The sequence below is a fragment of the Vibrio sp. Hal054 genome, assembly GCF_037162405.1.
GTDB lineage: Bacteria > Pseudomonadota > Gammaproteobacteria > Enterobacterales > Vibrionaceae > Vibrio > Vibrio diazotrophicus.
The window spans coordinates 2,843,275-2,858,575 of the sequence record NZ_JARLUT010000001.1 but is presented as its reverse complement, the minus strand read 5'-3'; the positions used below and the strand labels follow the sequence as shown (position 1 = coordinate 2,858,575).

Genomic DNA, 15,301 nt, shown 5'->3' with positions numbered 1-15,301 from the left:
GTTTTCTAAATATGAGTGAAAACCCAAAATATTGAACGTAAATAGTGATTAACAATAAGGAGGCTCTAAGCCTCCTTATTGTCGGAGTTGCCAGTAATTATTTTAGCAGACCGATTTCTTTGTAGTACTTCGCAGCACCTGGGTGAAGAGGGATAGAAAGACCCGCTTTAACCATGTCTTCTTTCTTCAAGTTTGCAAATGCAGGGTGCAAACGAGTGAAAGTTTCGAAGTTTTCAAATACCGCTTTTGCAACGTTGTAAGCGACTTCATCAGAAACATCAGACGTTGTTACTAGAGTCGCGGCTACACCGAAGCTATTCACATCTTGATCTGTACCACGGTACATACCAGCTGGAACTGTGCTGTATGCGTAGTATGGGTTGCCCGCAACGATCTTGTCGATCTGCTCGCCAGTCGCAGGAACTAGCTTAGCGTCACATGATGTAGTTGCTTCTTTGATTGAGCCATTTGGGTGACCAACCATGTAGATGAATGCGTCAATTTTGTTATCACACAATGCTTGAGAACGCTCAGAGCCTTTTAGCTCAGAAGCCAATGTGAAGCTGTCATTTGTCCAGCCAAATGCATCCATAACAACTTGCATTGTTGCGCGGTCGCCAGAGCCTGGGTTACCAATGTTTACACGTTTACCAGCAAGATCTGCTACACCATTAATGCCTGCATCAGTGCGAGCGATGATGTTAAAAGGTTCTGTGTGAAGAGAGAACATCGCGCGTAATTTATTGAATGGGCCTTGTTCTGCAAATTCACTTGTACCGTTGTAGCCGTGGTATTGCCAGTCAGACTGCACGATACCGAAATCAAGCTCGCCTGAGCGAATTGTATTTACGTTGTAAATAGAACCGCCGGTAGATTCTACAGAGCAGCGAATGTTGTGTTCTTTACGGTCTTTGTTAACAAGCTTACAGATTGCACCACCAGTTGGGTAATAAACACCAGTGACAGAACCAGTACCGATTGTGATGAACTCTTGCGCGTTAACAGCGCCTGCACCAAGAATTGTTGCAGCAATAGCGCCGACCTTTATGATTTTATTCAATGCCATGAATTTCCCTTCCTTCATTCATAATTACCCAAAACAAGTGTAGCTGCTTTGGTCGTTTCTTCATGAGAAACAGTATCTTTTTCAATCCTTATGTTGAAAAAGTGTCAGGATAATAGCAAAAAAACATCACATAATAATAGTGATGTTTAAAAATGTAGTCATAAAAGCTAAGTATTACCACTAACTTAGAATGAATTGTTTCATGATGTTTCAATTTTGTAATTCACGGGTTGCATTAGTTTTGAGTGAGCAAACAATTGTTGATCTTTGAGGATTACAGATAGAAAAAAGTCACGTACTGATCCCAGTACGTGACTTCTAGAAAGGTAATAATGTATAGCGATTAATGAGTTACACTCAGATAGCTATTTAACCAGCGTACTCAAACAGTTCACAAACAGAGGTAAATAGCTGCTTAGTTGTAATGTTTAGTGTAGGGGTAATGAAGATAGTATCGTCACCAGCGACAACGCCAAGGATACCTTCAGATTTACCCAGAGAATCAAGTAAACGAGCGATAAGTTGAGCAGCGCCTGGGCCTGTATGGATAACCACGAGCGCATTGTTGTAGTCAACATCGAGTACGAGTTCTCTCAGAGAGCTTGATACAGTCGGAACGCCTAATTCAGCAGGTAAGCAATAGACCATCTCCATTTTTGCGTTACGTGTGCGTACAGCACCGAACTTCGTAAGCATGCGTGAGACTTTAGATTGGTTAATATTGTCAAAGCCTTCATTTTTAAGAGCGTCGACGATATCGCCTTGAGAGCCAAATCGTTCTTCTTTTAACAAAGCTTTAAAAGCGCGGACTAGGTTGTCTTGTTTATCTGCACTACGCATATTTTGGTTACCACTAATTCAATAATGGTGCATATTCTCGCATAGATATTCACTTACAGGCAAATTAAGGTTCAAAACTGTCTAAAAGGTCACTTTAAATAGATACAATTCGGGCTCAGGGAGAGAGAAATAGGAAGATTTAAGGGCGCAAGGGATATGTCAATACTCAGTTAACGATTTGCGAGTTATCTAGGAAGTGTTCGAAGTCGCAAAGCTGGCGTTAACTGTTTGTAATCAACTTGTGATTACTATAATTTTTTGGTCAGATATTACACTACCCTACAAAACATAAATAAGACAAAAACTCACAAGGAGAACGATAATGAAAGTCTCTGTTATTGGTGCCGCTGGCGGCATTGGTCAAGCCCTTGCTTTATTGCTTAAAAACCGTTTACCAGCAGGATCAGATCTTGCCCTGTATGATATTGCTCCGGTAACGCCTGGTGTTGCTGCGGACTTAAGTCATATACCAACCCCTGTTTCTATCAAAGGCTATTGTGGTGAGGATCCAACTCCTGCCCTTGAAGGCTCTGATGTTGTTTTAATTTCCGCTGGTGTCGCTCGTAAACCGGGCATGGATCGTGCGGATCTATTTAATGTGAATGCTGGGATTGTAAGATCTCTGGCTGAACGCATTGCAGTAGTTTGTCCAAATGCGTGTGTGGGTATTATTACCAACCCTGTGAATACCACTGTTCCTATCGCTGCTGAAGTTTTGAAAAAAGCGGGTGTCTACGACAAGCGCAAACTGTTTGGTGTTACTACTCTGGACGTTATTCGTGCTGAGACTTTCGTTGCGGAACTGAAACAGAAAGATCCAGGTGATGTTCGAGTTCCTGTGATTGGCGGTCACTCTGGTGTGACGATTCTTCCTCTTCTTTCTCAAGTAGAAGGTGTTGAATTCACAGATGCAGAAGTGGAAGCATTGACTAAGCGCATTCAAAATGCGGGTACAGAAGTTGTAGAAGCAAAAGCGGGTGGCGGTAGTGCAACGCTATCTATGGGACAAGCGGCTTGCCGATTTGGTTTGTCTTTAGTGAAAGCTCTACAAGGTGAAGATGTTATTGAATACGCGTATGTTGAAGGTAGCGGCGAACATGCACCTTTCTTTGCTCAACCAGTTAAGTTGGGTAAAAACGGAATAGAAGAAGTGTTGAGCTACGGTCCGCTTAGCCAATTTGAAAAAGCTGCGTTGGATGGCATGTTAGAAACTCTTAACGGCGATATTCAAACTGGTGTTGAGTTCGTTAAGTAATTCTGTGTTTAAATAATTTTCTAGCCGCTCCTAGATGGAGCGGCTTTTTTATGACTACTTATTTATGATTATTTACTGCGATTCACTGCCATATGGGCAAGAGTGACTAATGCCTGCTTATATTCGCTCTCTGGTAGAACTTCTAGCTGTGTAATCGCTTTATCTGCTTCTTCCAATGCTTTGTTCACGGTATATGTGAGGGAACCTGTTTGCTCCATCGCAGCGAGGATATCGTTCAGACGTTCCATACCGTTTGCATGCTCAATTGCGTCGCGAATCATTTCAGCTTGTTCCGGTGTGCCATTGCGCATTGCATGCAGTAGCGGCAGAGTCGGTTTTCCTTCTGCTAGATCATCGCCGACATTTTTACCCATTTCTTCGCCGTCAGAAGTGTAATCCATCACATCATCAATTAGCTGGAATGCGGTACCTAAATATTTACCGTAGTTCTGCAAAGCCGTTTCTACTTCTTCTGGAGCCTCAACTAAAATCGCACCGATTTGAGTTGCCGCTTCGAACAGGCGAGCAGTTTTAGAATAGATAACCTGCATATACAGTTCTTCAGTGGTATTAGGATCGTTGCAGTTCATTAATTGTTGAACTTCACCTTCTGCAATCACGTTTACTGCATCGCTCATAAGCTTAAGGATCTTCATTGATCCTAGCTCTGTCATCATCTGAAATGAGCGAGTATAGATAAAGTCGCCGACCAACACACTGGCAGCATTTCCAAATGCCGCATTGGCTGTTTCTTTACCTCGACGCATGTCTGATTCATCGACGACATCGTCGTGCAACAGGGTTGCAGTATGAATAAATTCGATAAATGCCGCAGCGGTTGTATGTGCGGTGCCTTCGTAACCTAGGGCTTTGGCTGATAATACAGCCAGTAAAGGCCTTAGACGCTTGCCGCCACTACCGACAATATAGAACCCGAGTTGATTGATCAAAGAGACATCAGAGTTGAGCTGAGCTTGAATTGTTTCATTCACTTTTGCCATGTCATCGGCAGTAAGCGCTTGGATAGCTTTAAAATCCATTGTACATCCGGCTGAAGTTAGAGCTTGTAAGGCATTTTGTCTTCTAGAATTGTTGAATAATACACTAAAAAGCATTGATTAATACACGCCATAAAGGCATGATTGCGGCACTTTTGTTTGGCGATTAGCTTTTCGCCAATTTTTTTAAAATATGGCTTGTCATAGGACCATCATTCACGTAGAATCTGCGCCCTATTGATGATTAGTTTAGCGCACACCCTCATTGCTCACATATGGCATAGGCTGTGCGGAAAGAGCGGAGTAAAATATGTACGCTGTTTTCCAATCTGGTGGTAAACAACACCGTGTAAGCGAAGGTCAAACTCTTCGTTTAGAGAAATTAGACGTTGAAACTGGTGCAACTGTTGAATTTGATAAAGTTCTTCTAGTTGCTAACGGTGAAGAAATCACTGTTGGTGCACCTCTTGTTGAAGGCGGTAAAATTACTGCTGAAGTAGTACAACACGGCCGTGGCGATAAAGTTAAAATCGTTAAGTTCCGTCGTCGTAAACACTCTCGTAAACAACAAGGCCACCGTCAGTGGTTCACTGAAGTGAAAATTACTGGCATCAACGCTTAAGTAACTTAGGAGAGTTTAACAATGGCACACAAAAAAGCTGGCGGTTCTACTCGTAACGGCCGTGATTCAGAAAGTAAACGTCTTGGTGTTAAGCGTTTCGGTGGTGAATCTGTATTAGCAGGTAACATCATCGTTCGTCAACGTGGTACTAAGTTCCACGCTGGCACTAACGTTGGTATCGGTAAAGACCACACTCTTTTCGCTCTTACTGAAGGTAAAGTGAAATTTGAAGTTAAAGGTCCTAAAAACCGTAAATTTGTTAGCATCGAAGCTGAATAAATTTAATACCTAACTGAATTCAAAAGCCCTACCGTTACGGTGGGGTTTTTTATTTATGCAGAACAAAAAAGAAGGGGTTCTTCAGCATAAGAATATAGAGTCCCTCCTTATCTGTTCCAATATGTAGGTTTAGATCCCTCGTCACGCGATGAATCTGGATCTGCTAAAATTTATATCACTGGTAATAAGTGATATTGCAACGCAAGTAATGCGGAGTAAGTAATGAAATTCGTTGATGAAGCGGTAATTAAAGTCGAAGCGGGCGATGGCGGTAACGGCGTTGTTAGCTTTTGGCGTGAAAAATTCGTAACGAAAGGCGGCCCTGATGGTGGCGACGGCGGCGATGGTGGTGATGTCTACATCGAAGCTGATGAGAACTTGAATACACTGGTTGACTATCGTTTCCAGCGTTTTTACGCAGCTGAACGCGGCCAAAATGGTGGTGGCGGTAACTGTACTGGTAAGCGTGGTAAAGATATTACTCTGAAAGTACCTGTAGGTACTCGTGCAGTGGATATTCACACCAATGAAATCGTTGGTGAAGTGGCTGAACACGGCAAGAAAGTGATGGTCGCTAAAGGTGGTTGGCACGGCCTTGGTAACACTCGTTTTAAATCGTCTGTAAACCGTGCTCCACGTCAAAAGACCATGGGTACGAAAGGTGAGGTTCGTGAACTGCGTCTTGAGCTATTGCTGCTTGCTGACGTAGGTATGCTAGGTTTGCCAAACGCAGGTAAATCAACCTTTATTCGCTCTGTATCAGCCGCGAAACCAAAGGTAGCGGATTATCCGTTTACGACATTGATCCCAAGCTTGGGTGTAGTGAGTGTTGTACCTGAGAAAAGCTTTGTTGTTGCTGACATTCCTGGACTTATCGAAGGTGCAGCAGAAGGTGCTGGTCTAGGTATTCGTTTCTTGAAACACCTAGAGCGTTGTCGCGTACTGCTTCACATGATCGATATTTTACCTATTGATGGAAGTGAGCCTGCACAAAATGCTCTGACCATTATGGATGAGCTTGAGCAATACAGCGAGAAACTAGCGAAGAAGCCAGTTTGGTTAGTGTTTAACAAAGCGGATCTGATGCTTGAAGAAGAAGCGGATGAAAAGATCCAAGAGATCTTGGAAGCGCTAGCTTGGGAAGGTCCATACTTCAAGATTTCAGCAGTAAACAAACAGGGTACTGCTGAGCTTTGTCGCGAACTGGCTGACTTTATGGAAACTCTACCTCGTGCAGAAGAAGAGTTAAGCGAAGAGCAAAAAGTCGAGTTTATGTGGGATGATTACCACAAAGACGCAATGGCAGGTCGCAATGTTATCACTGAAGATGATGATGACGATTGGGATGACTGGGACGACGAAGAAGATGACGGTCACGTTATCTATGTACGTGAATAGTTCTGCTTACTGACATTAGCCGCAATGATTTATTGCGGCTTTTTTGTGTCTAAATCATATTTCACGATATGATTTTCATGCACACTAGTGCTTCACAGTTTTTACCCTTAGGACGTTAGGAAAGGAATCATGGCATCCAGACAGAGAGCCGTATCGAGGTTAATCGCACAAGCAGGTCAAATGTTACTGGCTCACGGCGCTGAAAGCGCTTTGGTGGTTGGGATCATGGAAAGGATGGGGCGTGCCTGTGGCATGACAGAGGTGGAAGTTTCACTCTCAGCTGGATCTTTGGTTGTCACGACACTGGAAAGCGATCACTGTATTACTACCACCAGACGCTGCGCTGATCGTGGTATCAACATGCGCGCTGTGACTCAGATTCAGCGTATTTGCATCATGATGGAAAAAGGTCTGCTGGATCATTCCTTAGCGCAGAAGAAACTTAACCAGATTAGCCCTGAGCGTTACAACCGTTGGTTAGTGGTATTGATGATTGGCCTGTCCTGTTCCTCTTTTTCCCGCCTCGCTGGTGGTGACTGGACTGTATTTGCTATTACCTTTGTTGCTTCAGCTGTCGGTATGTTTGTTCGTCAGGAAATAGGACATCGTCATTTCAATCCGCTGTTAAATTTTGCGGCGACCGCTTTTGTCACGTCAGTCATTTCCGCTCAAGCTGTGATCTATCAACTCGGCAATAAGCCAACCATCGTTATGGCATCTTCGGTGCTGATGCTGGTACCCGGTTTTCCATTAATAAACTCTGTTGCTGATATGCTCAAAGGCTTTGTAAACGTGGGTATTGCCCGTTTCGTGATGGCAAGCCTGCTGACGTTAGCAACCTGTTTGGGAATTATTGCTGCCATGAGTATTACTGGCGTGTGGGGGTGGTAGAGATGTTAAGTTGGCAATTACTGTTTGGTCTTATTAACGACATGTTCTTTGCTGCCATTCCGGCGGTTGGTTTTGCTCTGGTTTTTAACGTCCCTGTTCCTGCGCTGAAATATTGTGCACTGGGTGGCGCTATAGGCCATGGCTCGCGCTATTTAATGATGCAGTTTGGCATTCCTATTGAGTGGGCCTCCTTCTTTGCCGCCACAATTGTCGGAATGATAGGTGTTCACTGGTCGCATAAGTTTTTGGCTCATCCTAAAGTGTTTACTGTTGCCGCGCTTATTCCAATGGTGCCCGGTGTTTTCACTTATAAAGCGATGATCGCTATGGTGGAAATCAACCATTTAGGTTTTCGACCAGAACTGTTAGAGACTTTATTTGAGAACTTCCTCAAGGCGATGTTTATTATCGCTGGCCTAGCGGTTGGTCTTGCGGTGCCGGGGCTGTTATTCTATCGCCGCAAACCCGTGGTTTAACAAACGGACAGTTTGAAGAAGTAATCGTCTAATAGGGAAGAATAATGATCATCAGTATGATTGCCGCGATGGCAAATGATCGAATTATTGGCAAAGATAACCAAATGCCTTGGCACTTACCTGCTGATTTCGCTTGGTTTAAGCGTTGTACTTTAGGTAAGCCCGTTATCATGGGTCGTAAAACTTACGAATCGATTGGACGCCCTCTACCGGGACGGCAGAATATTGTGATCAGTCGTGATCCTAACCTGAACATTGAAGGTGTGAAGGTGACTACTTCAATTGAAGAAGCGATTAAGATAGCTGGTGACGTTGAAGAGGTGATGATCATTGGTGGCGGTAGTGTGTATGCGACTTGTCTGCCTAAGGCTGACCGTCTGTATGTTACCTATATTGATGCCAATGTTGAAGGTGATACTCAGTTCCCTGATTGGGGACATGGTTGGCTGGAAAGCCATAGTGAAACCTATTCGGCTGATGAAAAGAATGCCTACGATATGAAGTTTGTGATTCTAGAACGCCACTAAAATCGTTTGATAAAAACAAAGCCCAGCATTGTCGCTGGGCTTTGTTTATTTGAGTTCTATTCAACGGCGGCGCTGAGTGCATCCTGAGTGAAGAACTTCTTTTCTTCCCAGTGCAGCAGAGTCAAATGTCCACCCCACACACATCCTGTATCAAGTCCAATTACATCTTTGCCGTGATAACCTTCCAGTGCTGCCCAGTGCCCAAACAGAACGGTCTTTTCAATGGGTACTCTGTTTTTGAGGTCGAACCAAGGCTGTAACAGATTACCGCTGACTTCCGACGGAGGAAGTTTGCACTTCATATCCAGTCTTCCATCGATAAAACAGAATCTCATGCGAGTATAAGCGTTAATGATGTAGCGATAGCGATCCAGATCTTTAAGATCAGATCGCCATTGATCTGGTTGGTTGGAATACATGTTTTCAATCAGCCACATCCAACGATCGCTTTGCAGTATGGATTCGATCTCTTTTGCACATTCACGCGCAGTGTCTAAATCCCACTTAGGTGAGATTCCTGCGTGACAAACAACAAACTCATCGTGCTCTAAAAACAATGGCTGTTTACGTAACCAGTGCAGGAGTTCATCTCTGTCTTCTGCTTCTAATATTGGTCGTGTTTTATCTTTGCTTTTAATTGGATGAATGCCACAGGCGACCGCAAGGAGATGCAAATCGTGATTACCCAAAACGACTTTTGCGGCATCACCCAACGAACGAATGAAGCGCAACGTTTCTAAAGATTTAGGGCCGCGAGCGACGAGATCACCCGCTACCCACAAGATATCTTCTTTCGGATCGAAATTAACTTGTTCAAGCAGTAACTGAAGTTCGTCAAAACAGCCTTGGATATCACCAACAATATAATTCGCCACTGTTACTCCGGTTAGTTTAAAACGTTAGGGACGGCCAAACGGAAAGGCTCGATATTGGCGATGAACTCTTTACCCTCATGATCGTGCATGATGTAGTGCCCTTGCATTACGCCAACAGGTGTTTCAATTGCCGTTCCACTGGTATAGGTGTACTCATCGTTGGCATCAATAAAAGGTTGTTCGCCGACCACACCATCACCTTCTATAACCAATTGCTTACCATTGGCGTCAGTAATTAACCAACGACGGCTGATGAGTTGTACGGTTTCAGGGCTCAGGTTTTTAATGGTAATCAGGTACGCGAATACGTAGCGCATCTGCTCAGGAGTCGATTGTTCAGGGATATATTTGGTATGAACTTGAATCTTAATACAAGGCGCAGAGACATCATCCATGTGAACTCCTTATCAAGATAGAAAAAACAACAGGACGAGCTATGTCGTCCTGTTTTTAGTTTACTACTCGTCGCTCTTATTGCTATCAGAAGCATTTGCGTCTAGCCAGTTTGCCATCGCAACAAACTGAGGCAGAGTTAGGTTTTCTGGACGCATGGATGCGTTCACGCCAAGCTCTTCTAACACTTCAAGCGGCATTAATGCTTTGTAGCAGTTACGTACAGTCTTACGACGCTGGTTGAAACCTTCACGAACTACGCGATCTAGCCATTTCAGGCTCGTCGCTGGGTGAGGCAGTTCTTCATAAGGAACCAAGCGCACAACCGCAGAATCTACTTTTGGTGGCGGAACAAATGCTGTTGGTGGCACTTCAAGTACTGGCACTACTTTGCAGTAGTACTGAGCCATAACTGTTAAGCGGCCATACGCTTTGCTACCTGGGCCTGCTGCGAGGCGGTTCACTACTTCTTTTTGTAGCATAAAGTGCATATCTTGGATGTCTTTATGATATTCAAACAAGTGGAACATCAGTGGGGTAGAAATATTGTATGGCAGGTTACCAAAAATACGCAGTTTGTTGTTTGGCTTTACTAACTGAGTAAAGTCAAAACGCATGGCATCACCTTCATGAATGGTCAGCTTATCTGCCAATTCAGGATGGTTACGCAGACGTTCGGCCAAGTCACGGTCTAGCTCGATTACTGTGAACTTATCTACTTCACGACCAACGGGCTCAGTGATAGCGCCAAGACCCGGACCGATTTCAACCAAGTTTTGACCCGGACGTGGATTTATTGCTGAAACGATACCGTCGATAATATAAGGATCGTTTAGAAAGTTTTGACCAAAACGTTTACGCGCTTTGTGTCCTAAGTGGACATCATTTCTCATAGTGTTCTCGAAGTTAATTCGTTTTCTTATCAACTAATTCAATAGCTTGAGCGAGTGCTGTTCTGAAACTACCAATATCGACTGTACCCGTAGCAGCAAGATCTAACGCTGTTCCATGGTCGACAGACGTTCGGATAAAAGGCAGACCTAATGTGATATTCACAGAGCGACCAAAGCCTTTGTATTTCAATACAGGGAGAACTTGATCATGGTACATACCTAAAACGGCATCCGCTTTTTGCAAGTATTTGTCGTTGAAGATGGTGTCTGCTGGCAGTGGACCAATCAGATTTATACCATCTTGCTGACGTAATTTTTCCAATGTTGGAGTAATGGTGTCGATTTCTTCTCGACCCAGTACGCCATCTTCACCTGCATGAGGATTAAGGCCGCATACATATATAGTAGGCTGCTCAATCGCAAATTTCTCAACGAGATCCTTGTGGAGAATATGAATGATCTTTTCTAGACGCTCACTGGTTACCGCTTTAGAAACGTAAGCCAATGGTATATGCGTGGTTACAAGTGCAACTCGTAATCCTTCCGTTGCCAGCATCATCACCACCAGTGGTGTATTAGATTGCTCGGCAAAAAACTCAGTGTGGCCACTAAAGGCAACTCCGGCTCGGTTGATCACCCCTTTGTGTACAGGGCCGGTGACAATAGCATCAAATTCATTATTCATACAGCCCAAAGCGGCTCTTTCTAATGTTTTTAATACGTAATGTCCGTTTTGTTCATCGAGCTGACCAGCAACAACAGGCGCGGCGGTCGCGATGTGGTCGACGACCAGTGTGCCTGCTTTTTGAGGTTGTGGCGTTAGCTCAGCATTGTAATCAAGCAGTTCAACATTGATGCCGAGCGCTGTCGCTCTTTCCGCCAACACGTTTTTATCCGCACAGACAACGATTTGATGTGTCCAGTCTTCTTTGGATAGCGCTAAAACAAGATCGGGGCCAATACCCGCTGGCTCACCAGCGGTAACCACGATGCGTTTAATTTTCATCCTGATCACCTTTTAACTCTTCAACAAATGCACTTGCTCGCAGTTCTTGTATCCAAGCACCTGCTTCTTCGTTGAATTTACGGTTGAACAGAATACCGTAGGCTTTGTTCTTCAACGCAGAGTCTGTTCGGTCTACTTCGCGTCTATCAAGTACTTCTACGATATGCCAGCCGTGTACTGTTTTAAATGGTTCACTGATTTGTCCGACAGGTAGTGTTTCTACCTGATGTTTAAATTCTGGAACGTACAAATCTGGCGTTTGGTAACCTAGCTCACCGTGTTGTGCGGCAGAACCTGGGTCTTGGCTGTATTGCTGTGCTAGGTCGCCGAAGTTGGCTTTACCCGCTTTAATCTGCTCGATAAAGCCTTCAAGTTGCTTCTTCGCGCCTTCGTCACTCAGAATTATGGTTGGCTTGATCAAAATATGGCGAGTATTTACTTCAGTTACCGCAACGGTTTCTAAGCCTTTTACATCATCGATTTTTAAGATATGAAAACCAACACCGCTGCGGAATGGTCCGATAATGCTACCTTTGTTTTGCATCTTGATTTGGTCGGCAAAAATGGTTGGCATCTCTTCTTTACGCATCCAACCCCAGTTACCGCCTTCCAGTGCTTTTGGCCCTTTGGAGTAGCTGTACGCCATTTTACTAAAGTCAGCACCGGAGTTGAGTTGTTCAACCAGTTCATTAGCTTGCTTTTCTAACTGAGCTTTATCTTGGTTATCATTGAAGCGCAGTTGAATATGGCTGATTTTATATTGAACGGTTGCATTGGTTTCTTGAGCAAGGAGCTCAGCTAATGTATCGACTTCTGCTGGCAAAATATTGATACGACGGCGAACCATGGCATTTCGGACTTCACTTACTGACATCTCTTTTCGCACTTGTTCGCGAAATTCTGCATAAGTGAGGCCTTGTGCGCTTACTGAAGCTTGCAACTGTTCTAATGTTTGATTGTTTTGTTTGGCAATATTACCAATAGCATCGTTCAATCGAGCATCGTCAATACGCACGCCAATGCGTTCAGCTTCTTGCTGTTGCAGCGTATCAATGATGAGTTTTTCTCTTACCTGATCACGCAGAACCGATTCTTCTGGCAAAGATTGACCATTACTACTGGCATTTACTTTGACCGTTTTTAATGCACTGTCGATGTCACTTTGTAAGATAACACCACCGTTTACAATGATGGCAACGCGGTCGAGTTCTACTGGTGCAGCATTAACATTGCTCATGCTTAGAGCTGCGACTAAACCTAAGAGGGTGTGTTTCCACAAGTTCATTTAAATTCCTATTATCTTAATAACTTATTGTTATCTAAGTCGTAAATTAGTTATTCAAGAAGAATGGACGACCATAGCTTAGAGAGTTGCCCGCGCTGTCAACACCAGTTGCGCTAGAGCCCGCGCCTACACTAGTACCAAAACCTATGATACCGATGTTGAAACTAAAGTTGTTTTCGTAAACTGGATCTTTGTAATACGCAACATCGTTGATGCTGGTGGTTCCCCAACTCTTCAACTGATTGCTGTATGTGAAGCCCATGTACCAGCAGTCGGATGTGTAACGTAAGTTCGCTAGCCACTCCAATGCTTCATCAGTCGTTAAGTCGTGGAAATATTGGGCACTGGCATACCATTTTCTAGACAGCTGGTAGCCAGCGATAACGCCTGCCTGTGAGATGCCGTCTTGGGTGATGTTCGCAACATCAATACTTTCACCTACAGTGTTTTCGATATATTCCTTGGTAACATAACGATAGTTAGTCTGGATAAATCCATCATTAAATCGATACTCTAGAGTACTGTTAGCTAACTGCAGTGCGCTGGTGTCAACATCGTATTGAACTCCCCCGTGGTAGAAAAGGAAATCATCATAGTTGAAGTCCATTTCCATTGCCCAGGCTGAGTAATTGGTCTTACTTCCTGAATCAGAATTTTTCTCTTCTGAATAATTGGAAGGTTTAAACTTTTTGTCGATATAAAAAATCTGACCAAAAGCGATGTTTAAGCGTTCTTTGTAAGCATCGTCAAAAAAGCGGCTAGATGCACCGTAGCTGAACTGGTTTGCTGATGCTATGTAATCCACTCCACTGTACTTACGACTGCGGAACAGGCCATAGTAGTCTGTTTGCAACAGAGTTGTGTCGTATAGGCCGATGTTGCTTTGATCTTTGTTCGGTACGTACAAATACTGGACTTGCGGTTCGAGCGTTTGGGTGTAGTTATCAAAGAGAACCGTATCGCGCTCCAAAATAATGCCTGCATTGGTTCTGAACTCTGGAATTACGCGTGAAACGTTTTCTTCCAAACCATAGTAGTCATTGTCATTTTTCCCATCGCCATCACTATCTTGGTAAGACGTATCAACGTCTTTGATATCTTGTTGGTAATAGGTTCCGAGCAGACGAGCCTCAGTTGTCCAACTACCCCAAGTATTAGCCAGTGGGATCTTGAATCCTGGCTCAATGTGTAAGCGAGTAGCTGATGGTTTTCCTTCGCCGTCTGTTTCGAAACGCGAGATATGGCTTTTCAGATCAAAATCCAAATAGCGCATTAGTTCAGGGGCATAGTAGTTAAATGCTATCTGAGGCATTAAACGATAAGGCTGGTTAGCGCTGGTTTGATCTTCCAGTAATAATTGGAATTGCCTCACCAGAATGGACGTATCCCAGTTTTGGCTACGATAAGTTACTTGGCCTTCCTGAATAAGCTGACCATCCTCACGGTTACCAATGCTGGAATCCAAATCTGAGAAGTAGCTGTAATCACTGACTTTTGAGTAGTCGACCTCAAACTTCCATGCTTGTTGGAAGATACCGCTGTGTTCGTATTGGTAGCCCCAACGAGCGCCTTTATCTAAGTGAAGCTGGTCTTCATTGAGATATTCGGATTTGATCTGACCTTCACCAAAATCGCTCAGATAGCGAAATACACTGTTAAGCTGCGAACCACGGTTCTGCATATAGTGATAAGTGGTTTCTAAATCGTAATTTGGTGCCAGGTTCCAGTAGACGGGAATATCCATCTCGAAACCGTCTCGGGTGCCATACGAGACTGTTGGATACAAGAAACCTGTTTTACGCGTATCACCAATTGGAACGGTTAAGAACGGCAAATAAAAAACGGGAACGCGTTGAATTTCTAAACGAGGGTTATAGAAGGTTGCTTGTTCTTCGTTTTGGTCGATATCAATACTGGATGCGCGTAGACGCCAAGAGTTATCATCTTCAGGACAAGAGGTGATAGAACCGTCTTCGATTTCATAAACCGCTTTACCTGTTTTGGCTACATATTTAGCATCACCGCGGCCTGGCTCGCACAGGAATTTATAGCGAGTGTTTTCTAGCGTCATCTCGTCATTGTTGAGATTATTGACCGCCTTATCCGCTACGGCTTTAACTTCACCATCACTGAAATTCACGTTTCCTTCAGCAACCGCGATGTTGTCTTTTTGGTGCAGAGTGACGTTATCTGCTTCAATGCGTTTCTTACCTTGCACAACCACGACGTTACCGGAATAAGTCGCTTTATCGCCATTAATTGCTTCTAGATTATCCGCTTCGACATTGATAGGCTGTTCGTTCGGATTAACCGGTTCAGGTTCATTGATAAGACACTGATCGATAGCAGGCAACTTTTGCGCACTGTCATCTAGCGTATCTTCTGCATGGATTTGTGGTGCAAACAGTGCAGCGCTAATGGAAACAGCTAAAAATGAGCGGGAAAAAAGTGACATTGAATTGTACTATCCTGTTGAACTTGTGTAATTCCAATATTG

16 protein-coding genes are annotated in these 15,301 nt (G+C 43.9%); 7 read left to right on the top strand and 9 right to left on the bottom strand.

Annotated elements, in window-relative coordinates; genetic code table 11:
- Positions 1 to 97: 97 nt before the first annotated feature.
- Positions 98 to 1,066, bottom strand: coding sequence for a TAXI family TRAP transporter solute-binding subunit (locus P4S58_RS13330; protein WP_042489270.1), 969 nt, complete (start codon positions 1,064 to 1,066; stop codon positions 98 to 100).
- Positions 1,067 to 1,435: 369 nt separating this feature from the next.
- On the bottom strand, positions 1,436 to 1,906 hold the full coding sequence (argR, locus tag P4S58_RS13325) for a transcriptional regulator ArgR (RefSeq protein WP_042489268.1): 471 nt from the start codon (positions 1,904 to 1,906) through the stop codon (positions 1,436 to 1,438).
- 322 nt (positions 1,907 to 2,228) lie between these two features.
- Between argR and mdh the strand changes: the two genes are divergently transcribed.
- Positions 2,229 to 3,161: a malate dehydrogenase gene (gene mdh, locus P4S58_RS13320; RefSeq protein WP_042489265.1), complete on the top strand. Its 933-nt coding sequence runs from the start codon at positions 2,229 to 2,231 to the stop codon at positions 3,159 to 3,161.
- Positions 3,162 to 3,229: 68 nt separating this feature from the next.
- On the opposite strand, the gene ispB is transcribed toward mdh, so the two are convergent.
- Entirely contained in the window at positions 3,230 to 4,201 is a 972-nt protein-coding gene (gene ispB, locus P4S58_RS13315) for an octaprenyl diphosphate synthase (RefSeq protein WP_337164248.1), read from the bottom strand.
- A gap of 268 nt (positions 4,202 to 4,469) precedes the next feature.
- Between ispB and rplU the strand changes: the two genes are divergently transcribed.
- From rplU to folA, 6 genes are all read left to right on the top strand, one after another.
- A complete protein-coding gene (gene rplU, locus P4S58_RS13310; RefSeq protein WP_042489259.1) occupies positions 4,470 to 4,781 on the top strand; it encodes a 50S ribosomal protein L21 in 312 nt (103 codons plus the stop codon).
- A 21-nt stretch (positions 4,782 to 4,802) separates the two neighbouring features.
- Positions 4,803 to 5,060, top strand: a complete 258-nt coding sequence (gene rpmA / locus P4S58_RS13305) for a 50S ribosomal protein L27 (RefSeq protein ID WP_004409945.1) — start codon at positions 4,803 to 4,805, stop codon at positions 5,058 to 5,060.
- 222 nt (positions 5,061 to 5,282) lie between these two features.
- The gene (cgtA, locus tag P4S58_RS13300) at positions 5,283 to 6,458 is read left to right on the top strand and encodes an Obg family GTPase CgtA (RefSeq protein WP_102942736.1); all 1,176 of its coding nucleotides are present in this window, start codon (positions 5,283 to 5,285) and stop codon (positions 6,456 to 6,458) included.
- A gap of 129 nt (positions 6,459 to 6,587) precedes the next feature.
- Positions 6,588 to 7,349 (top strand): threonine/serine exporter family protein, encoded by a 762-nt coding sequence (locus P4S58_RS13295; protein ID WP_042489253.1) that lies wholly within the window; start codon positions 6,588 to 6,590, stop codon positions 7,347 to 7,349.
- A gap of 2 nt (positions 7,350 to 7,351) precedes the next feature.
- A complete protein-coding gene (locus P4S58_RS13290) occupies positions 7,352 to 7,825 on the top strand; it encodes a threonine/serine exporter family protein (RefSeq protein WP_180980185.1) in 474 nt (157 codons plus the stop codon).
- A 44-nt stretch (positions 7,826 to 7,869) separates the two neighbouring features.
- Positions 7,870 to 8,352 (top strand): type 3 dihydrofolate reductase, encoded by a 483-nt coding sequence (gene folA, locus P4S58_RS13285; RefSeq protein ID WP_102964260.1) that lies wholly within the window; start codon positions 7,870 to 7,872, stop codon positions 8,350 to 8,352.
- 56 nt (positions 8,353 to 8,408) lie between these two features.
- Here the strand turns inward: folA and apaH are convergent, their stop codons facing one another.
- The 6 genes from apaH to lptD form a co-directional block, all read right to left on the bottom strand.
- The gene (gene apaH / locus P4S58_RS13280; protein WP_102964259.1) at positions 8,409 to 9,227 is read right to left on the bottom strand and encodes a bis(5'-nucleosyl)-tetraphosphatase (symmetrical) ApaH; all 819 of its coding nucleotides are present in this window, start codon (positions 9,225 to 9,227) and stop codon (positions 8,409 to 8,411) included.
- Between the two features lie 11 nt (positions 9,228 to 9,238).
- Positions 9,239 to 9,622, bottom strand: a complete 384-nt coding sequence (gene apaG / locus P4S58_RS13275) for a Co2+/Mg2+ efflux protein ApaG (protein WP_042489244.1) — start codon at positions 9,620 to 9,622, stop codon at positions 9,239 to 9,241.
- Between the two features lie 63 nt (positions 9,623 to 9,685).
- The gene (rsmA, locus tag P4S58_RS13270) at positions 9,686 to 10,513 is read right to left on the bottom strand and encodes a 16S rRNA (adenine(1518)-N(6)/adenine(1519)-N(6))-dimethyltransferase RsmA (protein ID WP_042489242.1); all 828 of its coding nucleotides are present in this window, start codon (positions 10,511 to 10,513) and stop codon (positions 9,686 to 9,688) included.
- Between the two features lie 13 nt (positions 10,514 to 10,526).
- Complete coding sequence (gene pdxA, locus P4S58_RS13265) at positions 10,527 to 11,519, bottom strand: 4-hydroxythreonine-4-phosphate dehydrogenase PdxA (RefSeq protein WP_102964258.1); 993 nt, start codon at positions 11,517 to 11,519, stop codon at positions 10,527 to 10,529.
- Complete coding sequence (gene surA / locus P4S58_RS13260; protein ID WP_102964257.1) at positions 11,509 to 12,804, bottom strand: peptidylprolyl isomerase SurA; 1,296 nt, start codon at positions 12,802 to 12,804, stop codon at positions 11,509 to 11,511. Before surA ends, pdxA begins: the two co-directional genes overlap by 11 nt.
- A 46-nt stretch (positions 12,805 to 12,850) precedes the next feature.
- Positions 12,851 to 15,259, bottom strand: a complete 2,409-nt coding sequence (lptD, locus tag P4S58_RS13255; RefSeq protein ID WP_042489233.1) for an LPS assembly protein LptD — start codon at positions 15,257 to 15,259, stop codon at positions 12,851 to 12,853.
- Between the last annotated feature and the right edge of the window lie 42 nt (positions 15,260 to 15,301).